General features: G+C 71.7%; 16 protein-coding genes, 1 tRNA gene and 1 pseudogene. 13 read left to right on the top strand and 5 right to left on the bottom strand.

All coding sequences use genetic code 11. The annotated features are described in order from the left end of the window. Window positions 1-113: 113 nt before the first annotated feature. Window positions 114-1,067: a right-handed parallel beta-helix repeat-containing protein gene (locus OIM89_RS24190; RefSeq protein WP_030695155.1), complete on the top strand. Its 954-nt coding sequence runs from the start codon at window positions 114-116 to the stop codon at window positions 1,065-1,067. 98 nt (window positions 1,068-1,165) lie between these two features. On the opposite strand, the gene rpsA is transcribed toward OIM89_RS24190, so the two are convergent. Then, the gene (rpsA, locus tag OIM89_RS24185; protein WP_030695156.1) at window positions 1,166-2,680 is read right to left on the bottom strand and encodes a 30S ribosomal protein S1; all 1,515 of its coding nucleotides are present in this window, start codon (window positions 2,678-2,680) and stop codon (window positions 1,166-1,168) included. A 284-nt stretch (window positions 2,681-2,964) separates the two neighbouring features. On the opposite strand from rpsA, the gene OIM89_RS24180 reads away from it, so the two are divergent. After that, window positions 2,965-3,891 carry a class I SAM-dependent methyltransferase gene (locus tag OIM89_RS24180; protein WP_030695157.1) on the top strand — a complete coding sequence of 309 codons (927 nt, stop codon included), beginning with the start codon at window positions 2,965-2,967 and terminating at the stop codon, window positions 3,889-3,891. Between the two features lie 31 nt (window positions 3,892-3,922). Next, a complete protein-coding gene (hrpB, locus tag OIM89_RS24175) occupies window positions 3,923-6,445 on the top strand; it encodes an ATP-dependent helicase HrpB (protein ID WP_264491617.1) in 2,523 nt (840 codons plus the stop codon). A gap of 411 nt (window positions 6,446-6,856) precedes the next feature. Here hrpB and OIM89_RS24170 read toward each other — a convergent pair whose 3' ends face one another. Together OIM89_RS24170 and polA are read right to left on the bottom strand one after the other, a co-directional pair. After that, a complete protein-coding gene (locus OIM89_RS24170; RefSeq protein ID WP_264491616.1) occupies window positions 6,857-8,599 on the bottom strand; it encodes a lytic transglycosylase domain-containing protein in 1,743 nt (580 codons plus the stop codon). 326 nt (window positions 8,600-8,925) lie between these two features. Beyond that, on the bottom strand, window positions 8,926-11,652 hold the full coding sequence (polA, locus tag OIM89_RS24165) for a DNA polymerase I (protein ID WP_413747422.1): 2,727 nt from the start codon (window positions 11,650-11,652) through the stop codon (window positions 8,926-8,928). A 189-nt stretch (window positions 11,653-11,841) separates the two neighbouring features. Between polA and OIM89_RS24160 the strand changes: the two genes are divergently transcribed. The 8 genes and pseudogenes from OIM89_RS24160 to OIM89_RS24125 all read left to right on the top strand — a co-directional run bounded on the left by OIM89_RS24160 (window position 11,842) and on the right by OIM89_RS24125 (window position 21,665). Then, window positions 11,842-14,118, top strand: a complete 2,277-nt coding sequence (locus tag OIM89_RS24160; RefSeq protein ID WP_175458642.1) for an FdhF/YdeP family oxidoreductase — start codon at window positions 11,842-11,844, stop codon at window positions 14,116-14,118. A 115-nt stretch (window positions 14,119-14,233) separates the two neighbouring features. Next, window positions 14,234-14,707, top strand: coding sequence for a PaaI family thioesterase (locus OIM89_RS24155; RefSeq protein ID WP_030695162.1), 474 nt, complete (start codon window positions 14,234-14,236; stop codon window positions 14,705-14,707). 75 nt (window positions 14,708-14,782) lie between these two features. After that, window positions 14,783-15,392: pseudogene (locus OIM89_RS24150) on the top strand (aminoglycoside N(3)-acetyltransferase). A gap of 578 nt (window positions 15,393-15,970) precedes the next feature. Then, window positions 15,971-17,215 (top strand): branched-chain amino acid ABC transporter substrate-binding protein, encoded by a 1,245-nt coding sequence (locus OIM89_RS24145; RefSeq protein WP_030695163.1) that lies wholly within the window; start codon window positions 15,971-15,973, stop codon window positions 17,213-17,215. A gap of 103 nt (window positions 17,216-17,318) precedes the next feature. After that, complete coding sequence (locus OIM89_RS24140; RefSeq protein WP_003947506.1) at window positions 17,319-18,251, top strand: branched-chain amino acid ABC transporter permease; 933 nt, start codon at window positions 17,319-17,321, stop codon at window positions 18,249-18,251. 5 nt (window positions 18,252-18,256) lie between these two features. Beyond that, window positions 18,257-20,023: a branched-chain amino acid ABC transporter permease gene (locus OIM89_RS24135; protein ID WP_175510621.1), complete on the top strand. Its 1,767-nt coding sequence runs from the start codon at window positions 18,257-18,259 to the stop codon at window positions 20,021-20,023. A gap of 5 nt (window positions 20,024-20,028) precedes the next feature. Beyond that, entirely contained in the window at window positions 20,029-20,952 is a 924-nt protein-coding gene (locus OIM89_RS24130) for an ABC transporter ATP-binding protein (RefSeq protein WP_264491615.1), read from the top strand. Next, window positions 20,949-21,665, top strand: coding sequence for an ABC transporter ATP-binding protein (locus OIM89_RS24125; protein WP_030695166.1), 717 nt, complete (start codon window positions 20,949-20,951; stop codon window positions 21,663-21,665). The genes OIM89_RS24130 and OIM89_RS24125 overlap by 4 nt, the downstream gene beginning before the upstream one ends. A gap of 73 nt (window positions 21,666-21,738) precedes the next feature. Here the strand turns inward: OIM89_RS24125 and OIM89_RS24120 are convergent, their stop codons facing one another. Beyond that, window positions 21,739-22,392, bottom strand: coding sequence for an ANTAR domain-containing response regulator (locus OIM89_RS24120; RefSeq protein WP_010637162.1), 654 nt, complete (start codon window positions 22,390-22,392; stop codon window positions 21,739-21,741). A 118-nt stretch (window positions 22,393-22,510) separates the two neighbouring features. Between OIM89_RS24120 and OIM89_RS24115 the strand changes: the two genes are divergently transcribed. Next, a tRNA-Leu gene (locus tag OIM89_RS24115) sits at window positions 22,511-22,585 on the top strand. Between the two features lie 107 nt (window positions 22,586-22,692). Further along, a complete protein-coding gene (locus tag OIM89_RS24110; protein WP_047469090.1) occupies window positions 22,693-23,469 on the top strand; it encodes a hypothetical protein in 777 nt (258 codons plus the stop codon). 46 nt (window positions 23,470-23,515) lie between these two features. On the opposite strand, the gene pyk is transcribed toward OIM89_RS24110, so the two are convergent. Continuing rightward, window positions 23,516-24,964, bottom strand: a complete 1,449-nt coding sequence (gene pyk, locus OIM89_RS24105) for a pyruvate kinase (RefSeq protein ID WP_030695167.1) — start codon at window positions 24,962-24,964, stop codon at window positions 23,516-23,518. Between the last annotated feature and the right edge of the window lie 260 nt (window positions 24,965-25,224).

Raw genomic sequence — 25,224 nt, 5'->3', positions numbered from 1 at the left:
CCGGGCATTGGTCCAGACCTTGACAGGGTCACGTCCCGTCCCTAGCGTCACCGCCCGACGCGGCCACCAGCCCCGCACCTCCCCCCGACAGGTCCGACGGAAGGCATCCCCCCATGCGCACCGCCCCTGCCCTGCTGTCCACGGCCCTCGCCTCGGCGGCCCTGCTGATCCCGGGCACCGCGACGGCCGCCCCCGCCGCCGTGACCGAGGTGACCACGACCAAGGAGCTGAAGGCGGCGCTCACCGCCGTCCGCCCCGGCGACACCATCCGCCTCGCCGACGGCACCTACACCGGCAACTTCAAGGCGACCGTCCCCGGCACCGCCGGCGCCCGCATCACCCTGACCGGCTCTCCGCGCGCCGTGCTGACCGCCTCCGGCGGGTACGGGCTCCACCTGAACGGGGCCGCGCACTGGACGGTGGAGAACCTGACCGTCACCGGCGGGCAGAAGGGAATCATGGTGGACGCGGCGGACGGCGTCCTGGTCACCGGGGTCACCGTCCACGGCCTGACCATGGAGGGCGTCCACTTCCGGCAGTCCAGCAGCGACGGCACCCTGCGCGACTCGCGGATCTACGACACCGGACGCGACGGCCGCGGCATGGGCGAGGGCGTCTACGTCGGCACCGCCAACACCCTCACCGACCGCAGCGACCGGATCACCGTCGAGAACAACACCATCGGCCCGGACGTGCGGGGCGAGTCCGTCGACATCAAGGAGGGCACCACCGGCGCCCGCGTCCTGGGCAACACCTTCGACGGGCGGGGCCTGACCGGCGCCAACTACGACGACTCGTGGGTGGATGTGAAGGGCAACGGCGTGCTGGTGGCGGGGAACACCGGCCGCAACACCACCAACAGCGGCTTCGAGACCCACCAGCAGCAGCCCGGCTGGGGCTGCGGCACCGTCTTCCGGGACAACCACAGCGATCTGACCGGCGCCACCGGCCCGCACCAGCTCGCCGTCAACGTCACCCACCGCTCGGCGGAGTGCCCCACCACCGTGCACGCCTCCAACACGGTGACCGGCGGCAAGGGACTCACCAACATCCCCGTCACGCCGTAACCGCCACCGCCTCTCGCCTCCGGAAACGGCGGAAGGCCCGCCCCCCGAGGGGAGCGGGCCTTCCGTGCGGGCTTGTCAGCCGGTCAGAGCGTGATGCTTCAGCTCTGGCCGCCGGCCAGCTTCTCGCGCAGGGCAGCCAGGGCCTCGTCCGACGCCAGGGCGCCGGAGTTGTCCGCGGACTCCGAGGAGTACGAGCCGCCGCCGCCACCGGTGCCACCGGAAGCGACCGGAGCCGCACCAGCGGTGTCGGTGCCCTCGGCCGCCGCCTGGGCGTCGGCCTCGCGGGACTTGATGACCTGGGCCTGGTGCTGCTCGAAGCGCTGCTGCGCCTCGGCGTACTGGGTCTCCCACGCCTCGCGCTGGGTCTCGTAGCCCTCGAGCCAGTCGTTGGTCTCGGGGTCGAAGCCCTCGGGGTAGATGTAGTTGCCCTGGTCGTCGTAGGACGCGGCCATGCCGTACAGGGTCGGGTCGAACTCGACGACCGACGGGTCGGCGCCGAAGGCCTCGTTGGCCTGCTTCAGCGAGAGGCTGATGCGGCGGCGCTCGAGGTCGATGTCGATGACCTTGACGAAGATCTCGTCGTTGACCTGGACGACCTGCTCCGGGATCTCCACGTGGCGCTCGGCCAGCTCGGAGATGTGGACCAGACCCTCGATGCCCTCGTCGACGCGGACGAACGCGCCGAAGGGAACGAGCTTGGTGACCTTGCCGGGAACGACCTGGCCGATCTGGTGCGTCCGGGCGAACTGCTGCCACGGGTCTTCCTGGGTCGCCTTCAGCGACAGGGAGACGCGCTCGCGGTCCATGTCGACATCGAGGACCTCGACGGTGACTTCCTGGCCGACCTCGACAACCTCGGACGGGTGGTCGATGTGCTTCCAGGACAGCTCGGAGACGTGGACCAGACCGTCGACGCCACCCAGGTCCACGAAGGCACCGAAGTTGACGATCGAGGAGACGACGCCGGAACGGACCTGACCCTTCTGGAGGGTCGTGAGGAAGGTCTGGCGGACCTCGGACTGGGTCTGCTCCAGCCAGGCGCGGCGGGACAGGACCACGTTGTTGCGGTTCTTGTCCAGCTCGATGATCTTGGCCTCGAGCTCCTTGCCCACGTAGGGCTGGAGGTCGCGGACGCGGCGCATCTCGACGAGGGAGGCCGGCAGGAAGCCACGGAGGCCGATGTCGAGGATGAGACCACCCTTGACGACCTCGATGACGGTACCGGTGACGATCCCGTCCTCTTCCTTGATCTTCTCGATCGTGCCCCAGGCACGCTCGTACTGAGCGCGCTTCTTGGACAGGATCAGGCGGCCTTCCTTGTCCTCCTTCTGGAGAACCAGGGCCTCGATCTCGTCGCCGACGGCGACGACCTCGTTGGGGTCGACGTCGTGCTTGATCGAGAGCTCGCGGCTCGGGATCACGCCTTCGGTCTTGTAACCAATGTCGAGCAGGACCTCGTCCCGGTCGACCTTCACGATGACGCCGTCGACGATGTCGCCGTCGTTGAAGTACTTGATCGTCTCGTCGATCGCGGCGAGGAAAGCTTCCTCGTTACCGATGTCGTTGACCGCAACCTGCGGGGTGGTGGCGGTGGTCTCGGTGCTGCTCGTCATGTGGGAAAGGGCTCCGGTACGGACATGAAGTCGTAGGTACTGCCGCGCACGGAGCCGGTTTCACTCTGCAGCAGTCGGACAGCCTTCAGAGGCGCGACCTCCGGGAATCCGGGGGCCCTCGCCTCGTACAACCGAGGGGACACACAACAGAAGCGAGCACATCCTGCTAGGTCTGAGGAGCGCAGGCTCGCAGCGCAACTTGTAGCATACGGGGGCAGCCGGACAGGGTCAATGCGCGAAGGCGCACACCCGGGGCGCAAGCCGCAAACCCGGCACAATTCCCGTTGCCTGAGGCCACACGGCCCGTCCCGCGCCCGGCCGCCGCACCGGGGCGCGGCTCCGGTGGAAGTACGGAGAGTACGACGAGGGAGCCGATCATCCAAGAGCCCGTAGCGCCCCGGTCCGCCGCCGACGAGGCCCCGGAACCGGAGGCGACCCGCCGCACCGCCTCCCCCGCCGAGAGCAGCCGGGCCAGCCGCGGCTGGTGGGACGGCAACGCCGACGAGTACCAGCGCGAGCACGGCGCCTTCCTCGGCGACGACCGCTTCGTCTGGGGCCCCGAGGGACTCGACGAGGCCGAGGCCCGCCTGCTCGGCCCCGAGGGGAGCCTGAAGGGGCTGGACGTCCTGGAGATCGGCGCCGGCGCCGCCCAGTGCTCCCGCTGGCTCGCCGCCGAGGGCGCCCGCCCCGTCGCCCTGGACCTCTCGCACCGCCAGCTCCAGCACGCCCTGCGGATCGGCGGCGAGGTGCCGCTCGTCGAGGCGGACGCCGGGGCGCTGCCCTTCGCGGACGGCTCCTTCGACCTCGCCTGCTCCGCCTACGGGGCGCTCCCCTTCGTCGCCGAGCCGGTCGAGGTGGTGCGCGAGGTGCGCCGGGTGCTGCGGCCCGGCGGCCGCTTCGTCTTCTCGGTGACCCACCCGGTCCGCTGGGCCTTCCCCGACGAGCCGGGCCCCGAGGGGCTCTCCGTCGCCGCCTCCTACTTCGACCGCACCCCCTACGTCGAGCAGGACGAGCACGGGCAGGCCGTCTACGTCGAGCACCACCGCACCCTCGGCGACCGGGTGCGCGACGTGGTCGGCGCCGGGATGCGCCTGGTGGACCTGGTCGAGCCGGAGTGGCCGGCCTGGAACACCCAGGAGTGGGGCGGCTGGTCCCCGCTGCGCGGCAACCTGATCCCGGGCACCGCCATCTTCGTCTGCGCCCGCGACTGACCGGCCCGGGCGCCCGTACGAGACTGGGGGCATGATCCGTACCGACGCCCTGGCCCAGTTGCCCGTCCGCTCCGTGCTGCCCGCGCTGCGCGAGGCGCTGGACGGGCCGGGTACGGCCGTGCTGTGCGCGCCACCCGGCACCGGCAAGACGACGCTGGTCCCGCTCGCCCTCGCCGGGCTGCTCGGGGACGGGCCGCCGCGCCGGGTGCTGGTCGCCGAGCCCCGCCGGATCGCCGCGCGGGCCGCCGCCCGGCGGATGGCCTGGCTGCTCGGCGAGGAGCCGGGGCGCAGCGTGGGGCACACCGTGCGCGGCGAGCGGGTGGTCTCGCCGAAGACCCGGGTCGAGGTGGTGACCACGGGGGTGCTGGTCCGCCGCCTCCAGCGGGACCAGGAGCTGCCCGGCGTCGACGTCGTGATCATCGACGAGTGCCACGAGCGGCACCTCGACGCGGACACCGCCGCCGCCTTCCTGCTGGACGTACGCGCGGCGCTGCGGCCGGAGTTGCGGCTGGTGGCGGCGTCGGCGACCACCGACGCCCAGGGGTGGGCGCGGCTGCTGGGCGGGGCGCCGGTGGTGACCGCCGAGGGGGTGAGCCACCCGGTGGAGACGGTGTGGGCGCCGCCGCCCGGGACGGTCAGGCCGCCGCACGGGATGCGGGTCGACCCCGCGCTGCTGAGCCATGTCGCGGCGACGGTGCGGCGGGCGCTGGCCGAACGCGAGGGGGACGTGCTGTGTTTCCTGCCCGGGGTCGGGGAGATCGGGCGGGTGGCCGGGGAGCTGGGGGCCCTGCCGGGGGTGGAGGTGCTCCAGGTGCACGGGCGGGCGCCGGGCGCCGTGCAGGACGCGGTGCTCGCCGGGTCGGCCGGGCGCCGGGTGGTGCTGGCCACCTCGGTCGCCGAGTCGAGCCTGACGGTGCCCGGGGTGCGGGTGGTGGTCGACTCGGGGCTGGCCCGCGAACCGCGTACCGACCACGCGCGCGGCCTCGGCGCGCTGACCACGGTCCGGGCCTCGCAGGCGTCGGGGCGCCAGCGCGCGGGCCGGGCGGGACGGGAGGCGCCGGGGTGGGTGTACCGCTGCTGGGCCGAGGCGGAGGACGCCCGGCTACCGCGCTTCCCGCCGCCGGAGATCAAGGTCGCCGACCTCACCGACTTCGCCCTCCAGGCCGCCTCCTGGGGTGATCCGGACGCCTCGGGCCTGGCCCTGCTCGACGCGCCGCCCGCCGGGGCGATGGCCGCCGCCCGCGAGGTGCTGACCGCCCTCGGCGCGGTGACGGAGCAGGGCGCCGTCACCGCGCGGGGCGAGCGGTTCGCCGGCGTCGGGGTCCACCCCCGGCTGGCCCGGGCGCTGCTCGACGGGGCGCTGGAGGTCGGCGGCGCGCGGGCGGCCGAGCTGGTCGCCCTGCTGAGCGAGGAGCCGCCGCGCGCCTACGGCGACGACCTGGCCGCCGCCTGGCGGACCGCGCGCCGGAGCCAGGACGCGTACGCTGCCCGCTGGCGCCGCGAGGCGAAGCGGCTGGCGTCGTCGGTACGCCGGGCCCCACGCGAGGGCGCGGCCGGTGACGACGCGGCGGCCGGGCTCGTCGCGGCGCTGGCCTTCCCCGAACGGCTGGCGCGGGCCCGCGGCGGCGACGGCTACCTCATGGTCTCGGGCACGGGCGCGGAGCTGGGTCCCGGTTCGGCGCTGCGGGAGAGCCGCTGGCTGGCGGTGGCGGTCGCGGACCGGCCGGTGGACCGGGCGAGGGCCCGGGTGCGGCTGGCGGCCCCGGTCGACGAGGCGACGGCCCGGTGGGCGGCGGCGCCGCTGCACCGGGACGGCGAGGAGATCGGCTGGACCGGCGGCGACGTGGTCGCCCGCCGGGTGGAGCGGCTGGGCGCCGTCGAACTGGCGGTACGGCCGCTGACCGGCACGGGCGGTGCCCGACAGGTCCGGGCGGCGCTGCTGGCGGGCCTGGGACGCGAGGGGCTCGGGCTGCTGCGCTGGAGCAGGGAGGCCGCCGAACTGCGGCAGCGCCTCGCCTTCCTCCACCGGGCGGTGGGCGGCGCCTGGCCGGACGTCACGGAAGAGGCCCTGCTGGCCCGCGCCGAGGAGTGGCTGGAGCCGGAGCTGGGACGGGCCCGGCGCCGCGCCGACCTGGCCCGCGTCGACGCGGGTGCCTGCCTGCGCCGCCTGCTGCCGTGGGCGGGCGGTGAGGCGGGCCGCCTGGACGAACTGGCCCCGGAACGGCTGGAGGTGCCGAGCGGCTCCCGCGTCCGCCTCGACTACACCGACCCGGAACGTCCGGTCCTCGCCGTCAAGCTCCAGGAACTCTTCGGCCTCACCGGGACCCCGGTGGTCGCCGGCGTCCCCGTCCTCGTCCACCTCCTCTCCCCGGCGGGCCGCCCCGCCGCCGTCACCGCCGACCTGGCCTCCTTCTGGGCGGACGGTTACCGCGCGGTCCGCGCCGAACTCCGCGGCCGCTACCCGAAACACCCGTGGCCCGAGAACCCGGCCACGGCCACGGCGACCCGGTACACCAAGGCGCGGGCGGAGCGGGAGGGGCGGGGCGGAGGCTGAGCCCCGGCTGCGACAAACCGGCCGTGCACGAAGGTCCCGCCGGAACAGAGACCGCCCGCTGCTATCGGGGCCGCATGGTCACAGGCCCCCTTCGTGCCCTTCGGCCTGGCCGAACTCGCCCAGGAGGGCCCCCAGCCGTCGGTCGACAGGGTGTCACCGCCGTCGTCGCGGGCCACCGGGACCTCTCCCCCGGTGCGGAAGGCCGCCCGCACGCCGCCGTCCACGGGATTCCTCTGGCCGGCTACGTCACCGACCACGTACGTCCCGAGGTGGCCACCGGCTTCGACGCATGGCTGTACGCGGGGCTGCCGGGATGGCGGGGCCGGGAGTGGGCGGACGGCCGGTTCGCGTGGCCATGCCCTGCCACGGGAACGGGTGGGCCCGTACCGGCAAGGGTACGGGCCCGTTCGCTCAGGCCGCCTCGGTCACCTTCAGTTCCAGCACCACGACCGCCCCGCCCGTCGTCTCCACGCGGAGGCGGAAGGTGCCGGTGGTGTCGTCGGTGTGGAGTTCGGGGAGGAGGAGGTTGCCCTTGGCGTCGGTGGTGAGGGGGAGTTCGCGGGTGCGGCGGTCCTCGGCGGGCTCGTCGCCGGGGGTGAGGAAGTAGGGGCCCTTGTCGGCGGCCTTCTCGCCGTCGGCGGGGTCGGCACCGGCGAGGACGGTGGCGGTGGCGGCGACGCCCGGGGCCGCCTCGCCGTCCCGGGTGGCGGTCAGGGCGATGCGGCCCTCGAAGGTGGTTCCCGCTTCGCAGGTCAGTTCCGTCTCGTCGGTGCGGACCAGCTTGTCGGCGCGGGGAGCGGTGACCTCGCCGCGCAGGCCGAGGGTGACGGGCTTGGTGGTGCCGAGGAGGGTGGCCTTGACGGTGAGGGCGCCGGGCTTGCCGCCGGCGAGCAGGGCGGGGGCCTTGGCGACGCCGTCGGCCTTGGTGGTGACGGTGACGGTGGTGGCCCCGCCCTCGAAGGTGGTGCCGGTCCCCCCGGTGACGGTGAAGCGGACCTTGGCCTGGGCGGCCGGCTTCTTGTCGGCGCGTTCGGCCCGCACGGCGGGGCGGTCGGCGAACCGTTCACCGGCGGGGGCGGTGAACTCGCCGTCGCCGAGGTCGACCAGGCGGGTGGCCGGCGCGGGCGTCGTGGGCGGCGGGGTGGTCGGGGGCGGCGTGGTCGGCGGGGGCGTGGTCGGGGGCGGCGTCGGCTTGGACGAGCCGCCGTCACCGGGCTTGTTGGGCTTGTTGGGCTTGTCGGGCTTGCCCGGCTCGGTGGGTGACGGGCTCGGCGTGCCGGGGCGGCCGGGGCGGACCGGGTCGGGCGACGGGGTCGTGCCGCCGGTGCCGGCCGGGGCGCCCGGGGCGGGCTGGCTGCCGTCGGGGACCTCGTGGGCGTCCTTGCGGTAGTGGTCGTACCAGCGCAGGACCGTCCGCAGGTACTCCTGCGAGCGGTTGTAGCCGAGGATCGCCTGGTGCAGGTCGCGTTCGACGGTCAGGTCGCGGTCGTGGGCGCAGAGGTAGCTGCCGGCGGCGAGGGCGGCGTCGTAGATGTTGTTCGGGTCGCGCCTGCCGTCGCCGTTGCCGTCGCGGCCCCAGCTCTCCCAGGTCTGCGGGATGAACTGCATGGGGCCGACGGCGCGGTCGTGGAGGGTGTCGCCGTCGTAGGCGCCGCCGTCGGTGTCGGAGATGTTGGCGAAGCCGACGCCGTTGAGGACGGGGCCGAGGATCGGGGAGGGCGTGGTGCCGTCGGCGTCGAGGCGGCCGCCGCGGGCGTGGCCGGACTCCACCTTGCCGATGGCGGCGAGGAGTTCCCAGGGCACGCGGCAGCGGGGGTTGCTGGCGGCGAGGGAGGCTTCGGCCTTGCGGTAGGCGTCGAGGACGGTCGCGGGTATCCCGGACTCGGCGGAACCGGTGGTCGGCGTCTCGTCCGGCGGATCGTTCCGCCCCGGGCCCTTCAGGTCCGGCAGCTCGGTGTAGTACGGGGAGTCGCCGGTGATCGACGGGTCCTCCTGGCCGGGCGCACCCGCCGAGGGCCGGTCGGCGGCCGCGGCCGCCGGCTGCTCACTCACGGCCGAGGGGGCTCCGGAGGCGGAGAGAGCCGCCATCGCCGCCGCCGCGACGGCCGTACTGGCCGCTCCCCGCCGCATCCGCCGTCCGAACAGTGCCGCCATTGTCTGGAACCCCTCCCGCATCGACGAACCGTCCCCGGGGCGCCGGCGCCCGGCCGGACGGCTCTGGCGACCCTACGGGACCCTGCCGCGCACAGGCACCCGTCGCTGACCGGTATTCACCACTTGGCCACATGCGCGTGGTCGGCACGTCAGCTACGCACCGGCCGACCCTTTCGACACGGCAGCACACAGGAGGGTTGTACGCGGGCGGGGAACCGGCACGATTCCTCCACCGGACCGGGCCGCGGGAACACCGAAGGGCCGCCCGCCGGGAGCTCCTCCCGGGCGGGCGGCCCTTGGGCACTCTGGCCCACGGCGCGGCCGCGTCAGTGCGCGGCGGCCTCCCAGTTCTGGCCGACGCCGACCGAGACGTCCAGCGGGGCGCGGAGCCGCACCGCGTCCGCCATCTCGCGGCGGACGATCTCCTCGACCCGCTCCCGCTCGCCCGGGGCGATCTCCAGCACGATTTCGTCGTGCACCTGGAGGAGCATCCGGCTGCTGAGCCGGGCCTCGGTCAGGGCGCGGTGGACCCGCAGCATGGCGATCTTGACGATGTCGGCGGCGGTGCCCTGGATCGGGGCGTTGAGCGCCATCCGCTCGGCGGTCTCGCGGCGCTGGCGGTTGTCGCTGTTGAGGTCCGGGAGGTAGCGGCGGCGGCCGAGCATCGTCTCGGTGTACCCCGTGGCGCGGGCCTCGTCCACGGCGTGCCGCAGGTAGTCGCGGACGCCGCCGAACCGCTCGAAGTAGGTGTCCATCAGCGCGCGCGCCTCGCCCGCGTCGATGTTCAGCTGCTGGGAGAGGCCGAAGGCGGAGAGTCCGTACGCCAGGCCGTACGACATGGCCTTGATCTTGCGGCGCATCTCGGCGTCGACGGCGTCCCGCTCGACGCCGAAGACCTGGGAGGCGACCGTGGTGTGCAGGTCCTCACCGGAGGTGAACGCCTCGATGAGGCCCTCGTCCTGGGAGAGGTGGGCCATGACGCGCAGCTCGATCTGGCTGTAGTCGGCCGTCATCAGCGACTCGTACCCCTCGCCGACCACGAAGCCGCGGCGGATGGCGCGGCCCTCGTCGGTGCGGACGGGGATGTTCTGGAGGTTCGGCTCGGTGGAGGAGAGCCGGCCGGTGGCGGCGACGGTCTGGTTGAAGGTGGTGTGGATGCGGCCGTCGGTGGCGATCGACTTGATCAGGCCCTCGACCGTGACGCGGAGCTTGGCCTGCTCGCGGTGGCGCAGCATGATCACCGGCAGCTCGTGGTCGGTCTGCGCGGCGAGCCAGGCGAGGGCGTCGGCGTCGGTGGTGTAACCGGTCTTGGTCTTCTTGGTCTTCGGGAGGTTCAGCTCGCCGAAGAGGACCTCCTGGAGCTGCTTGGGCGAGCCGAGGTTGAACTCGCGGCCGACCGCGTCGTGCGCCTCCTTCACCGCCTGCTGGACGGCGGCGGCGAACTGCTGCTCCATCGCCTCCAGATGGGCCCGGTCGGCGGCGATACCCGCCCGCTCCAGGCCGGCCAGCAGGATCGAGGTGGGCAGCTCGACGTCGGCCAGCAGCCCCGTCGCGCCGACCTGCTCCAGCCGCTCGCCGAAGGCCGCGCCGAGGTCGAGGACGGTGCGGGCCTGCACCATCAGGGCGTGCGCCTCCGCCTCGTCGTCGGCGCCGAGGGTGAGCTGCCCGTCGGCGGTGGCCGGGGCCAGCTCGCGGCCCAGGTACTCCAGGGAGAGGGCGTCCAGCGCGAAGGAGCGGCGGCCCGGCTTGACCAGGTAGGCGGCGAGGGCCGTGTCCATCGTGACGCCTTCGACGCGCCAGCCGTGCTCGGCGAAGACCCGCATGACGCCCTTGGCGTTGTGCAGGATCTTCGGCCGGTCGGCGGCGGCCAGCCACTGGGCGAACGCCTTCTCGTCGGCCTCGTCCAGCCGCGCCGGGTCGAACCAGGCGGCGGCCCCGCCGGGCGCGGCCAGCGCGACCTCCGTGACCGAGCCCTCGCCGAGCTTCCAGGTGTCGACGGTGGCCATGCCGAGCAGCGCCGCGCCGTGCTCGCCGAGCCACGGCTCCAGCTCGCCCGCGCCGAGGACCGTGCCGTCGATCTCCACGGCCGGCTCGGCGGCGGTCTCCTCCTCGGCCGCCCCCGGGTCGACGGCGAGCAGCCGCTCGCGCAGCGAGGGGTTGCGGATCTCCAGGGTGTCCAGGACCAGGGTGAGGGCCTTGCGGTCGTAGGGGGCGCGCTCCAGGTCGGCGACGGTGCGGTCCAGCTCGACGTCGCGGATCATCCCGGTGAGGCGGCGGTTGAGCTTCACCGCCTCCAGGTGGTCGCGGAAGTTCTGCCCGGCCTTGCCCTTGACCTCCTCGGCTCGCTCCACCAGCTCGGCGAAGGAACCGAACTGGTTGATCCACTTCGCGGCGGTCTTCTCGCCGACGCCGGGGATGCCCGGGAGGTTGTCCGAGGGGTCGCCGCGCAGGGCGGCGAAGTCCGGGTACTGGGCGGGGGTCAGCCCGTACTTCTCGAAGACCTTCTCCGGGGTGAAGCGGGTCAGCTCGGAGACGCCCTTGGTCGGGTAGAGCACCGTGGTGTGGTCGCTGATCAGCTGGAAGGAGTCGCGGTCGCCGGTGACGATGAGGACCTCGAAGCCCGCCGCCTCCGCCTGGGTGGCGAGGGTGGCGATGACGTCGTCGGCCTCGAACCCGTCCACCGCGAAGCGCGGGGCGTGCATCGCGTCGAGCAGCTCCCCGATCAGCTCGACCTGGCCCTTGAACTCGTCGGGGGTCTTGGAGCGGTTCGCCTTGTACTCCGTGAACTCCTCGGACCGCCAAGTCTTGCGGGAGACGTCGAAGGCGACGGCGAAATGCGTCGGCTGCTCGTCACGCAGGGTGTTCGCCAGCATGGACGCGAAGCCGTAGATCGCGTTGGTCGGCTGGCCGGTCACGGTCGTGAAGTTCTCCGCGGGCAGCGCGAAGAACGCCCGGTACGCCAGGGAGTGCCCGTCCATGAGCATGAGGCGGGGGCGGTCGGCTGCCGGATCGGCGACCACTGCGGACTTCTTCTTCGATGCTGTCTCTGCCACGCCTCCGATCCTGCCACGCCGCTGTGACAACCGGCCCCGCGCCGCCGCTCCCCGGCCTCCTCACCACAAGCTCACCGCAGGTCACTGACGGCCGCCGGACCGGCATGACAGGATCGTCCACGGTCCAGCACAGAAGGCGCCCGGTCCGGCCCGCGCCGGACCGGCACCACGCTCGAAGGGGAGCGCAGCATGGCAGCCAAGCCGCCCACCGGTGACCCCGTCCAGGACGCCCCCGAGGTCGGGGAGGTCCAGCACGCCGCGGCGGGTCTGCCCGCGGTCGCCCATTCCCTGCGGATGTCCGCCCGGCAGATGGGGGTGCGCCGCACCGCCCTGACCCTGCTCCGGGTCAACCAGAAGGACGGCTTCGACTGCCCGGGCTGCGCCTGGCCCGAGCCGGACAAGCGGCACGCGGCGGAGTTCTGCGAGAACGGCGCGAAGGCCGTCGCCGAGGAGGCCACCCTGCGCCGGGTCACCCCGGCCTTCTTCGCCGAGCACTCCGTCGCCGACCTCGCGGGGCGCAGCGGCTACTGGCTGGGCCAGCAGGGCCGCCTCACCGAACCGATGCACCTGGCCGAGGGTGCCGACCACTACACGCCGGTCAGCTGGGAGCGGGCCTTCGAGCTGATCGCCGGTGAGCTGAAGGCCCTCTCCTCCCCCGACGAGGCCCTCTTCTACACCTCGGGCCGCACCAGCAACGAGGCCGCCTTCCTCTACCAGCTCTTCGCCCGCGAGTTCGGCACCAACAACCTCCCCGACTGCTCGAACATGTGCCACGAGTCGTCCGGCTCCGCGCTGACCGAGACCATCGGCGTCGGCAAGGGCAGCGTGCTCCTGGAGGACCTGTACCAGGCCGACCTGATCATCGTCGCCGGGCAGAACCCGGGCACCAACCATCCCCGGATGCTCTCCGCGCTGGAGAAGGCGAAGCAGGGCGGCGCGAAGATCATCACGGTCAATCCGCTGCCCGAGGCCGGCCTGGAGCGGTTCAAGAACCCGCAGACCGTCAAGGGCATGGCCCGCGGCACCGCGCTGACCGACCTCTTCCTCCAGATCCGCCTCGGCGGCGACCAGGCCCTGTTCCGCCTGCTCAACTCGCTCATCCTGAAGACGCCGGGCGCCGTCGACGAGGAGTTCGTCGCCGCCCACACCCAGGGGTACGAGGAGTTCGCCGCCACCGCCGCCGAGGCCGACTGGGAGGAGACGCTGACCGCGACGGGCCTCCAGCGCGCCGAGGTCGAGGAGGCGCTGCGGATGGTGCTGGCCTCCGAGCGGACCGTCGTCTGCTGGGCGATGGGCCTCACCCAGCACAAGCACTCCGTGCCCACCATCCGCGAAGTGGTCAACTTCCTCCTGCTCCGCGGCAACATAGGCCGCCCCGGCGCCGGCGTCTGCCCCGTCCGCGGCCACTCCAACGTCCAGGGCGACCGCACCATGGGCATCTTCGAGCGCCCCGCCCCCGCCTTCCTGGACGCCCTGGAGCGCGAGTTCGGCTTCACCCCGCCCCGCCACCACGGCTACGACGTGGTCCGCGCCATCCGCGCGCTGCGCGACGGCGAGGCCAAGGTCTTCCTCGCCATGGGCGGCAACTTCGTCGCCGCCTCCCCCGACACCGAGGTCACCGAGGCGGCGATGCGCGGGGCGCGCCTGACCGTCCACGTCTCCACCAAGCTCAACCGCTCGCACGCGGTCACCGGCGCCCACGCCCTGATCCTGCCGACGCTCGGCCGCACCGAGCGGGACGTCCAGGCGGGCGGCGAGCAGTTCGTCACCGTCGAGGACTCGATGGGCATGGTCCACGCCTCCCGCGGCCGCCTGGAGCCGGCCGGGCCCGCGCTGCTCTCCGAGACCGCCATCGTCTGCCGCCTCGCCCGCGCCGTCCTCGGCGAGAAGTCGGCCACCCCGTGGGAGGACTTCGAGGGGGACTACGCCCTGATCCGCGACCGGATCGCCCGCGTCGTCCCCGGCTTCGAGGAGTTCAACGCCAGGGTCGCCGACCCGGCCGGCTTCGCCCTGCCGCACGCCCCGCGCGACGAGCGCCGTTTCCCCACCCCCAGCGGCAAGGCCCACTTCACCGCCGCCCCGGTCGAGCACCCGCACCTCCCCGAGGGCCGCCTGCTGCTCCAGACCCTGCGCTCGCACGACCAGTACAACACCACGATCTACGGCCTCGACGACCGCTACCGCGGCATCCGGGGCGGCCGCCGGGTCGTCCTGGTCCACCCGGACGACGCCCGCGAGCTGGGCTTCGCCGACGGCGCGTACGCCGATCTGGTCGGCGAGTGGAAGGACGGCGTGGAGCGGCGCGCGCCCGGGTTCCGGGTCGTGCACTACCCGACGGCGCGCGGCTGCGCCGCCGCCTACTACCCGGAGACCAACGTCCTGGTGCCGCTGGACTCCACCGCGGACACCTCGAACACCCCGGCCAGCAAGTCGGTGGTGATCCGGCTGGAGCCGTCCGGCAGCTGAGCGCCCGGCCCCGGAGGCCGCCCGGCGGGACCCCCTGCCGCGTCGGCCCTCCGGCGGTTACGGTAGCCGTGAATGAGCGCTTGCTCAGAGCATCTTTCGTGAACGGAGCCGGACCATGGGTGAACAACAGACCGTCAAGTTCCCGCAGGAGGTTCTCGACGAGTACGCGTCGCTCGGCGTCGACCTTCCCGCCCTCTTCTCCGCCGGGCACCTCGGCACCCGGATGGGCGTCCAGATCCTGGAGGCCAGTGCCGACCGCGTCGTCGGCACCATGCCCGTCGAGGGCAACACCCAGCCCTACGGCCTGCTGCACGGCGGCGCCTCCGCCGTCCTCGCCGAGACCCTCGGCTCGGTGGGCGCCATGCTCCACGGCGGCCCCCACAAGCTCGCCGTCGGCGTCGACCTGAACTGCACCCACCACCGCGGCGCCCGCTCCGGCCTGGTCACCGGCGTCGCCACCCCCGTGCACCGCGGCCGCTCCTCCGCCACGTACGAGATCGCCATCACCGACGACCAGGGCAAGCGCCTCTGCTCCGCCCGCCTCACCTGCATGCTCCGCGACGCGGGCGGGGCCGCCCCGCAGAGCTGAGCCGCAACCTCCGCCGGCGGGGGCCGCCCGAAATCGGCGGCACCCCGCCCGGCCGCTTGGGCAGACTCCCGGCCCATGTCCTCACCCGCGCCGGTGACCGGCCCCCTCAACACCCGCGCCTCCCTCGCCGCCGCCCTGCGCGACCTGGGCGTACGGCCGGGCGAGACCCTCCTCGCCCACACCTCCCTCAGCTCCCTCGGCCGGGCCGGCGGCGGCGCCGTCGCCCCCGTCCAGGCCCTGCTCGACGCCCTCGGCGAGGACGGCACCCTGGCCGCCCCACGCATTCCGGCGACAACTCCGGCCCGTCGGGCCGGGGCAACCCGCCCGTCCCCCAGTCCTGGTGGCCCGCGATCCGCGCGACCATGCCGCCGTACGACCCGCGCACCACCCCGAGCCACGGCGTCGGCGTCGTCCCGGAGACCGTCGCACCTGGCCCGGCGCCCTGCGCAGCACCCACCCGCAGACCTCCTTCGCCGCCCGTACTTCCTCGGGGCCGGTCTGGACGACCGTGACCGACACCTCGGTCAGCGACGAGGGGTTCGCCGAGCTGGGGGCCGGCTTCGAGCGGAGCCACCCGGTGGTGCGCGGCACCGCGGGCGGGGCCACGGCACGGCTCTTCCCGCTGGCCGCCGCCGTCGCCCACGCCGAACGGTGGCTGCCCGTGCACCGGCCCCGCGCCGCATGAATCCCGGATTCCGAATACACCTCTCCGGATATCGGACACTCCGCTTCGCCGCCCCGCAAACCTCTATCCGCCCCTCTCCACCCGCCTGCCCCTTTTCTCCGGCGGAGGAAAAGCCCCGCCCACTCCCCATAGGTGCGCATGAGAGCAATTGCGACACAGCGACCCGGAATGCAAGCGTCCATTTTCCGGGTGTAACACTAGGTAACCTCCACGCAATACGGCGCTCCGGAATCCACCTCCCCCGGCAGGACCGAAACGCCCCATTCGCGGACCACCCCCGGGCGGTCCACCCCAACTCCCCGCCCCCGCAAGCCCGTAACCCGGCCCACTCTGCCCGTTCTCATCATCCGGACAAACAGAAGAGGGGGATTTTTCCCTTTACCGCCCTCCCCGGACCTCTCCGCATTACGCCCCCGTCATAACAAGAGAGTCACATCATTGGCCTGACCTCTCCACCATGCCCACCTGCGCGCTTAGAGTCACGGCCAGTCACCGCGCCACCGGATTTCCATTCACTTCGGTCTGCGCAGGACCGGCGTTCCACGACGGAAACGCCGTGTTAGGGGAGAGGACTGATCGTGCGCCACCGTTCCTTGCTCGTCATCACCACCGCCGTCACCGCCGGGGCTCTGACCCTGTCCGCCTGCGGGTCCCGCGACGACAGCGCCGGAGGAGGAGGCGGTGGCGGTGGCAAGCAGACTGTCGTCATCGGCCTCGACGCGCCGCTGACCGGCGACCTGTCCGCGCTCGGCCAGGGCATCAAGAACTCCGCCGAGCTGGCCGTCAAGACGGCCAACAAGAACAACGAGGTCGACGGCGTCACCTTCAAGCTCCAGGCCCTCGACGACGCCGCCCAGGCCGCCACCGGCCAGCAGAACGCCACCAAGTTCATCGCCGACGACAAGGTCCTCGGCGCGGTCGGCCCGCTCAACTCCGACGTCGGCCAGTCCATGCAGAAGGTCTTCGCCGACGCCAACATGGTGCAGGTCTCCCCGGCCAACACCAACCCCGAGCTGACCCAGGGCAAGGACTGGCAGTCCGGCAAGAAGGCCCGGCTGTACGACACGTACTTCCGCACCTCCACCACCGACGCCATCCAGGGCCCGTACGCGGCGAAGTACATGTACGAGGAAGAGGGACTCAAGTCCGTCTTCGTCATCGACGACAAGAAGACCTACGGCGCGGGCCTCGCCGGCACCTTCGCGGCGGAGTTCAAGAAGCTCGGCGGCAAGGTGGTCGGCTCCGACCACATCAACCCCGAGGACCGCGACTTCTCCTCCGTCGCCAGCAAGGTCGCCAAGTCCAAGGCCGACTTCGTCTACTACGGCGGCGAGTACCCGGCCGGCGCCCCGCTGGCCAGCCAGATCAAGAACGCCGGCGCCAAGATCCCCACCGTCGGCGGTGACGCGCTCTTCAGCGGCGAGTACATCAAGCTCGCCAAGAAGAACGCCGAGGGCGACTTCGCCAGCTCCGTCGGCGCCCCCCTCGACACCCTCGACACCGCCAAGGAGTTCATGAAGAACTACAAGGCCGAGGGGTACGAGAACACCTGGGAGGCCTACGGCGGCTACGCCTACGACTCCGCCTGGGCCATCATCCAGGCCGTCAAGGCCGTCGCCGAGAAGAACGACGGCAAGCTCCCCACCGACGCCAAGGACGCCCGCAAGCAGGTCACCGAGGCCATGCAGTCGGTCAAGTTCAGCGGCGTCACCGGCGAGGTCGGCTTCGACGAGTACGGCGACACCACCAACAAGCAGCTCTCCCTCTACCAGGTGACCGACGGGGCCCACAAGCCGGTCAACAGCGGCGAGTACGAGGGCTGATCCTCTCCACACCGCCCCGGAACGAACATCCCTGAACCGCGCGGGGGCGCCACCAGCGCCCCCGCGCGGCCGTATCTGACCACACTCACTCGGAGGCCCCGCGGTGCACGATCTGCCGCAGCAACTTGCCAACGGCCTGCTACTCGGCGCGCTGTACGGACTCATCGCAATCGGTTACACGATGGTCTATGGCATCGTTCAGCTCATCAACTTCGCCCACGGCGAGATATTCATGATCGGAGGCTTCGGAGCCCTCACCGCCTGGCTCTGGCTCCCCGACGGCACCGGCGTCCTCGTCGCCCTCCCCGTCATGATCCTGCTCGGCATGGTCTTCTCCGTCACCGTCGCCATCGGCGCCGAACGGTTCGCCTACCGGCCTCTGCGCGGCGGCCCCCGCCTCGCCCCGCTCATCACCGCGATCGGCCTCTCGCTCGTCCTCCAGCAACTCGTCTGGTCCTTCTACCCCAAGGCCCGGGACGGCGCCCTCAGCTTCCCCCACTTCGAGGGCGGACGCATCGACCTCGGCGCCTTCTCCATCAGCCGCGGCGACCTCTTCCTCCTCATCGCCGCCCCCGTCTGCATGATCGCCCTCGGCGTCTTCGTCTCCAAGACCCGCACCGGCCGGGCCATGCAGGCCACCTCGCAGGACCCCGACACCGCCAAGCTCATGGGCATCAACACCGATCGCATCATCGTCACCGCGTTCGGCATCGGCGCCGCCTTCGCCGCCATCGCCGCGGTCGCCCACGGTCTCAAGTACGGCGAAGTCCAGTTCCGCATGGGCTTCATCGCCGGCCTCAAGGCGTTCACCGCAGCCGTCCTCGGCGGCATCGGCAACATCTACGGCGCCATGATCGGCGGCCTCGTCCTCGGCGTCGCCGAAACCCTCGCCACCGCCTACATGGAGAACGTGCCCGGCATGAGCATGTTCGGCGGCGGGGCCTGGAAGGACGTCTGGGCCTTCGTCCTGCTGATCCTGGTCCTCCTCCTGAGGCCCCAGGGCATCCTCGGCAGCCGCGGCGCGGATCGGGCGTGATACAGATGACCACCCAGACCACCACCGAAACCCAGGCACCCGCCACCCCCAAGGCCCCCAAGGCCCTGAGCTACGCCACCCTCGGCGGCGCCGTCCTCTCCTTCGCCAGCACCTTCCTGGCCTGGACCTGGACCGCCGAGTTCCCCGGCAACCTCACCGTCACCGGCTACCCCGGCGGCCTCCAGCTCCTCACCCTCACCGGCGCCCTGCTCACCGCCGTCCTCGTACTCGGCGGACTCGGCATCCCCGGCCTGCGCTGGGCCACCCCCGGCGGCAAGTACGCCTCCGTCCGCTTCATGGCGCTCGCCACCTTCGCCACCACCTGGTTCACCGTCATCGCCATCGCCGTCGAACTCGGCGGCCTGGTCAACCTCGAACCCGGCGCCTGGCTCGCCGCCGTCGCCACCGCGCTGACCGTGGCCGTCTCCTTCGCCCTCCCCCGCGAGGCCGAACCCACCGGAACCAGCGGCTGGGCCACGTTCGCCGCCCTCTTCAAGGCCCCGGCCCCCGGCCGCGCCAAGGAACTCCCCGGCTGGGCCGAGATCCTCCTCATCGCCGTCGCCTTCGGCATCGGCCTGCTGGCCTTCACCTACGGCATCGGCACGGAAGGCGCCGAGGACTTCCTCGGCTTCCTCCTCCTGATCGGCTTCGGCGTCGCCGCCCTCGCCAAGTCCGGCCTCAGCCGCCGGCTCACCGGCCTCACCGTCAAGCACAAGAACGTGACGGTCACCGCCGCCTTCGTGTCGGCCTTCGCCTTCCCGTTCACCCAGACCAGCGACGCCTACACCAGCGTCGGCACCAACATCCTCATCTTCGCCACCGTCGCCCTCGGCCTCAACATCGTCGTCGGCCTCGCCGGCCTCCTCGACCTCGGTTACGTCGCCTTCCTCGGCGTCGGCGCCTACACCGCGGCCCTGGTCTCCGGCTCCCCCAACTCCCCCTTCGACATCCACGTGCCGTTCTGGGCCGCCGTCCTCCTCGGCGCCCTCGCCTCCCTGATCTTCGGCGTCATCATCGGCGCCCCGACGCTGCGGCTGCACGGCGACTACCTCGCCATCGTCACCCTCGGCTTCGGCGAGATCTTCCGCATCGGCATGCAGAACCTCGACGGCACCAGCGGACCCGACATCACCAACGGGCCCAACGGCATCCCCAACATCCCCGACCTGGAGATGTTCGGCTTCAACTTCGGCGAGAGCCACACCGTCCTCGGCGTGGAACTCGGCAGGTTCTCCAACTACTACCTGCTGATGCTGCTGGTCACCATCGTCGTCGTCCTCGTCTTCCGCCGCAGCGACCAGTCCCGCATCGGCCGCGCCTGGGTCGCCATCCGCGAGGACGAGACCGCCGCCCGCGCCATGGGCATCAACGCCTTCCGGCTCAAGCTCCTCGCCTTCGCCCTCGGCGCCACCCTGGCCGGCCTCGCCGGCACCGTACAGGCCCACGTCACCTACACCGTGACCCCCGCCCAGTACAAGTTCGTCGAGTCGATGCCGCCCAACTCCGCCTTCCTCCTCGCCGCCGTCATCCTCGGCGGCATGGGAACGGTCAGCGGACCGCTCATCGGCGCCGCCCTGCTCTACCTGATCCCGGCCAAGCTCCAGTTCATGGCCGACTACCAGCTGCTCCTCTTCGGCATCGCGCTCGTCCTCCTGATGCGCTTCCGCCCCGAGGGCCTCGTCGCCGACCGGCGCAAGCAGCTGGAGTTCAAGGAGACCGGCCAACTAGACACACCCAAGGGCGATACCGGCCTCAGCAAGGCGGGGGTGTAACCACCATGACCACCAGCACCAATCCGGCACCGGCCACCACCCCGGTCCTCGACGCCAACGGCGTCATCATGCGGTTCGGCGGCCTCACCGCCGTCAACGACGTCTCCCTCCAGGTCAACGCGGGCGAGATCGTCGGCCTCATCGGCCCCAACGGCGCCGGCAAGACCACCTTCTTCAACTGCCTGACCGGGCTCTACGTGCCCACCGAGGGCACCGTCTCCTACAAGGACAAGGTGCTCCCGCCCCGCTCCCACCTGGTCACCCAGGCGGGCATCGCGCGGACCTTCCAGAACATCCGGCTCTTCGCCAACATGACCGTCCTGGAAAACGTCCTCGTCGGCCGCCACACCCGCACCAAGGAGGGCCTCTGGTCGGCCCTCCTGCGCGGCCCCGGCTTCAAGAAGGCCGAACGCGAGTCCCACGAGGCGGCGATGGAACTCCTGGAGTTCACCGGCCTCGCCCACAAGCGCGACCACCTCGCCCGCAACCTCCCCTACGGCGAGCAGCGCAAGCTGGAGATCGCCCGCGCCCTGGCCAGCCAGCCGGGCCTGCTCCTCCTGGACGAGCCCACCGCGGGCATGAACCCCCAGGAGACCCAGGCCGCCCAGGAACTGGTCTTCGCCATCCGCGACCAGGGCATCGCCGTCCTCGTCATCGAGCACGACATGCGGTTCATCTTCAACCTCTGCGACCGCGTCGCCGTCCTCGTCCGCGGCGAGAAGCTCGTCGAGGGCACCCCCGACGTCGTCCAGGCCGACGAACGCGTCGTCGCCGCCTACCTCGGCACCCCCTTCGAGGGCGCCCCCGGCGACGAGGAGGTGGCCGAGGTCCGCGCGGCCGAGGCCAAGGCCGGCGGCGCGACCCCGGCCGACGACGCCGCCAGCACCACCAGCAAGCCCCGCACGGAAGAAGAAGGGGACACCGAATGACCGCCCTGCTGGAGGTCAAGGACCTCAAGGTCGCCTACGGCAAGATCGAGGCCGTCAAGGGCATCTCCTTCTCCGTCCACGCCGGGGAGATCGTCACCCTGATCGGCACCAACGGCGCCGGCAAGACCACCACCCTGCGCACCCTCTCCGGACTCCTCAAGCCGGTCTCCGGCTCCGTCGTCTTCGACGGCGAGGAGATCACCGGGGTCGGCGCCCACAAGGTGGTCGCCAAGGGCCTCGCCCACTCCCCCGAAGGCCGCAGGATCTTCCCGAACCTCACCATCGAGGAGAACCTCAAGCTCGGCGCCTTCCTCCGCAAGGACGCCGACGGCATCGAGCGCGACATCGAGAGCTCCTACGAGCGCTTCCCCATCCTCGGGGAGCGCCGCAGGCAGGCGGCGGGCACCCTCTCCGGCGGTGAGCAGCAGATGCTGGCCATGGGCCGCGCCCTGATGTCCCAGCCCAAGCTGCTGATGCTGGACGAGCCCTCGATGGGCCTCTCCCCGATCATGATGCAGAAGATCATGGAGACCATCGCGGAGCTGAAAGCCCAGGGCACCACGATCCTGCTGGTCGAGCAGAACGCCCAGGCGGCGCTCTCGCTGGCCGACCAGGGCCACGTCATGGAGATCGGCAAGGTCGTCCTCTCCGGGACCGGCGCCGACCTCCTCCACGACGAGTCCGTCCGCAAGGCGTACCTCGGCGAGGACTGACCCCACGGCCGTACGCGAGCGGGCCCGCACCCTCGGGGGTGCGGGCCCGCTCGTCCGCGTACGGCGCCGGGGCTCAGCCCTTGGCGGCGCGCTTCTCCTCGTCGTCCTCGATGACCGCCTCGGCGACCTGCCGCATCGACATGCGGCGGTCCATGGAGGTCTTCTGAATCCACCGGAAGGCGGCCGGCTCGGTCAGCCCGTACTGGGTCTGGAGGATCGACTTGGCCCTGTCCACCAGCTTGCGGGTCTCCAGGCGCTGGGAGAGGTCCTCGACCTCCTTCTCCAGCGTCCGCAGCTCGGTGAAGCGCGAGACGGCCATCTCGATCGCCGGCACCACGTCGCTCTTGCTGAACGGCTTCACCAGGTACGCCATGGCTCCGGCGTCCCGGGCGCGCTCGACCAGGTCGCGCTGGGAGAAGGCGGTGAGCATGAGCACCGGGGCGATGGACTCCTCGGCGATCTTCTCGGCCGCCGAGATGCCGTCCAGCACCGGCATCTTCACGTCGAGGATGACCAGGTCGGGGCGGTGCTCCCGGGCCAGCTCGACCGCCTTGGCCCCGTCACCGGCCTCCCCGACGACGGAGTACCCCTCCTCCTCCAGCATCTCCTTGAGATCGAGCCGGATCAGCGCCTCGTCCTCGGCGATCACCACGCGGGTCGTCAGCGGAGGGACGTGCGACACGTCACCGTCTGAGACGGGCTGGGACTCGGGCTCGGGGACGCTCACGGGGGTGCTCCTTGGCTCAGGGCGGGGGCATGGGGCAAATGCCGGTGCTGCTATGGAGAGCGTACCTAGCTGAGGTAGGCTTAGATGCAGCGGGTCGAGGCAAACCTTCGATTCGTAGGCCCCGGTAGCCCAATCGGCAGGAGGCAATGGATTCAAAACCCATCCAGTGTCGGTTCGAATCCGACCCGGGGCACTTGCCTTAATCTTAAAGGTTCACCAAAAAGCCCACTCTTTCACTCGAAAGGGTGGGCTTTTCGCGCATTCGGCCTCATTCGAAAGCCATGGCGCAAGATCGCTTGCATGTACGACCGCGCCACTCGAACGCACGCCCTCTCCCTCCTCACCACGGGGATGAGTCTCAACAGCGTGAGCAAACAGACAGGTATCGCCCGCGCCACGATCCGCAGCTGGACCGTGCGTGTGGAACCCTTGCCCCACATACGTCCCGCCACCTGCTGCCGTTGTGCGGACGCCCCCGCCCTCCCCGCCGACCAGGCCGCCTACGTCTACCTCCTCGGCCTCTACCTGGGCGACGGCTGCCTCAGCCCGGCCCGGAAGGGCGTCTACGTCCTGCGCATCGCCTGCGCCGACGCCTGGCCGGGGCTCATCGACGCCTGCGCCGATGCCATGGGCAAGGTGCTGCCGAACAATGTCTGGCGAACCCAGTGCCCCGGGTGCGTGGCCGTCTCCAGTTCCAGCAAGCACTGGCGCTGTTTCTTTCCGCAGCACGGGCCGGGGCGTAAGCACGAGCGCTCCATAGTCCTGGAACCCTGGCAGCGACAGCTCGTCGACGCCCACCCCTGGGAGTTCGTGCGCGGTCTCTTCCATTCCGACGGCTGCCGCTTCACCAACTGGACCGAACGCACGCTGGCGAGCGGGGAACGCCGCCGGTACGAATACACGCGGTACTTCTTCACCAACCGCTCGGACGACATCCGCCGCCTCTACAGCGACACGCTGGACGCGCTCGGCGTCGAATGGGGCGTCCTGCGCCACTCGGGCAGGGAGCTCAACATCTCCGTAGCCCGCAAACCCTCCGTAGCCCTCATGGACGCCCACGTGGGGCCGAAGTACTGACCTGTCCCCAGCACCCCGGCCCGTGCGGCGGCGGCCCCGGGTGGGGTCAGGGGCGGGTGGCGGGGGCGGTGTCGTCCTCGCCGATGTGGTGGACGCGGACCAGGTTGGTGGAGCCGGAGACGCCGGGGGGCGAGCCGGCGGTGATGACGACGGTGTCGCCGCGCTGGCAGCGGCCGACCTTCAGGAGATACTCGTCGACCTGGTCGACCATGGCGTCGGTGGAGTCGACGTGCGGCCCGAGGAAGGTCTCGACGCCCCAGGTGAGGTTGAGCTGGGAGCGGGTGGCCGGGTCGGGGGTGAAGGCGAGCAGCGGGATCGGCGAGCGGTAGCGGGAGAGGCGGCGGACGGTGTCGCCGCTCTGCGTGAAGGCCACCAGGAACTTGGCGCCGAGGAAGTCGCCCATCTCGGCGGCGGCCCGGGCCACGGCGCCGCCCTGGGTGCGGGGCTTGTTGACCTCGGTGAGCGGCGGGAGGCCCTTGGCGAGGATGTCGCTCTCGGCGGCCTCGACGATGCGGCCCATGGTGCGGACGGTCTCGACCGGGTACGTGCCGACGCTGGTCTCGCCGGAGAGCATCACGGCGTCGGTGCCGTCGATGACGGCGTTGGCGACGTCGGAGGCCTCGGCGCGGGTGGGCCGGGAGTTGTCGATCATCGAGTCGAGCATCTGGGTGGCGACGATGACCGGCTTGGCGTTGCGCTTGGCGAGCTTGACGGCGCGCTTCTGGACGATCGGCACCTGCTCCAGGGGCATCTCCACGCCGAGGTCGCCACGGGCGACCATGATGCCGTCGAAGGCGGCGACGATGGATTCGATGTTCTCGACGGCCTGGGGCTTCTCGATCTTGGCGATGACGGGGAGGCGGCGGCCCTCCTCGTCCATGATCCGGTGGACGTCCTCGATGTCGCGGCCGCTGCGGACGAAGGAGAGGGCGATGACGTCGGCGCCGGTGCGCAGGGCCCAGCGGAGGTCCTCGATGTCCTTGTCGGAGAGGGCGGGGACGGAGACGGCGACGCCGGGGAGGTTGAGTCCCTTGTGGTCGGAGACCATGCCGCCTTCGACGACGGTGGTGCGGACGCGGGGGCCGTCGACGGCGGTCACTTCAAGAGTGACGCGTCCGTCGTCGACGAGGATGCGTTCGCCGGGGGTGACGTCGGCGGCGAGGCCGGGGTAGGTGGTGCCGCAGCTGTGGCGGTCGCCCTCGGCCTCGGGTTCGACGGTGATGGTGAAGTCGTCGCCGCGTTCGAGGAGTACAGGTCCTTCGGTGAAGCGGCCGAGGCGGATCTTCGGTCCTTGAAGGTCGGCGAGGATGCCGACGCTGCGGCCGGTCTCGTCGGAGGCCTTGCGGACGCGTGCGTAGCGTTCTTCGTGCTCGGCGTGGAGGCCGTGGCTGAGGTTGAGGCGGGCGATGTCCATTCCGGCTTCGACGAGGGCTTTGATCTGCCCGTACGAGTCGGTGGCCGGTCCTAGGGTGCAGACGATTTTTGCTCGGCGCATGGTTCGACCCTAGGGCCTACCGGCGGGTAGACGATTGGCCGCGCATGACTGGTCAACGACCTTTTGGCGAAAGGGTATTGACAACTGTTGAATTGTGCGCGGGCTCGCTCCGATGAGCGTTCCCGGACCGTTCCGCACCCCCTTTCGAGCGAAAGGGCGAAGGTGTGGACGAATGGGTTCCGCGTCACCGGGTGGAAACCTGACAGGGGTGTTGCGGAGGGGGCCTCTGCGCCAGAATCTACGCGCGTTGTCTCAGCGAA

Origin of the sequence: Streptomyces sp. BI87 (assembly GCF_025957665.1) — a bacterium.
Lineage (GTDB): Bacteria > Actinomycetota > Actinomycetes > Streptomycetales > Streptomycetaceae > Streptomyces > Streptomyces albidoflavus.
The sequence above is the reverse complement of the archived record's forward strand: the minus strand, read 5'-3'. Positions and strand labels throughout refer to the sequence as shown.

What these genes read in the sequence shown, in the direction of transcription:
- OIM89_RS24110 (WP_047469090.1), top strand. Translation starts at nt 22,693, where the DNA reads ATGTACGACCGCGCCACTCGAACGCACGCCCTCTCCCTCCTCACCACG.
- hrpB (WP_264491617.1), top strand. Translation starts at nt 3,923, where the DNA reads ATGATCCGTACCGACGCCCTGGCCCAGTTGCCCGTCCGCTCCGTGCTG.
- OIM89_RS24170 (WP_264491616.1), bottom strand. Translation starts at nt 8,599, where the DNA reads ATGGCGGCACTGTTCGGACGGCGGATGCGGCGGGGAGCGGCCAGTACG.
- OIM89_RS24130 (WP_264491615.1), top strand. Translation starts at nt 20,029, where the DNA reads ATGACCACCAGCACCAATCCGGCACCGGCCACCACCCCGGTCCTCGAC.
- rpsA (WP_030695156.1), bottom strand. Translation starts at nt 2,680, where the DNA reads ATGACGAGCAGCACCGAGACCACCGCCACCACCCCGCAGGTTGCGGTC.
- OIM89_RS24160 (WP_175458642.1), top strand. Translation starts at nt 11,842, where the DNA reads ATGGCAGCCAAGCCGCCCACCGGTGACCCCGTCCAGGACGCCCCCGAG.
- OIM89_RS24155 (WP_030695162.1), top strand. Translation starts at nt 14,234, where the DNA reads ATGGGTGAACAACAGACCGTCAAGTTCCCGCAGGAGGTTCTCGACGAG.
- pyk (WP_030695167.1), bottom strand. Translation starts at nt 24,964, where the DNA reads ATGCGCCGAGCAAAAATCGTCTGCACCCTAGGACCGGCCACCGACTCG.
- OIM89_RS24190 (WP_030695155.1), top strand. Translation starts at nt 114, where the DNA reads ATGCGCACCGCCCCTGCCCTGCTGTCCACGGCCCTCGCCTCGGCGGCC.
- OIM89_RS24135 (WP_175510621.1), top strand. Translation starts at nt 18,257, where the DNA reads ATGACCACCCAGACCACCACCGAAACCCAGGCACCCGCCACCCCCAAG.
- OIM89_RS24125 (WP_030695166.1), top strand. Translation starts at nt 20,949, where the DNA reads ATGACCGCCCTGCTGGAGGTCAAGGACCTCAAGGTCGCCTACGGCAAG.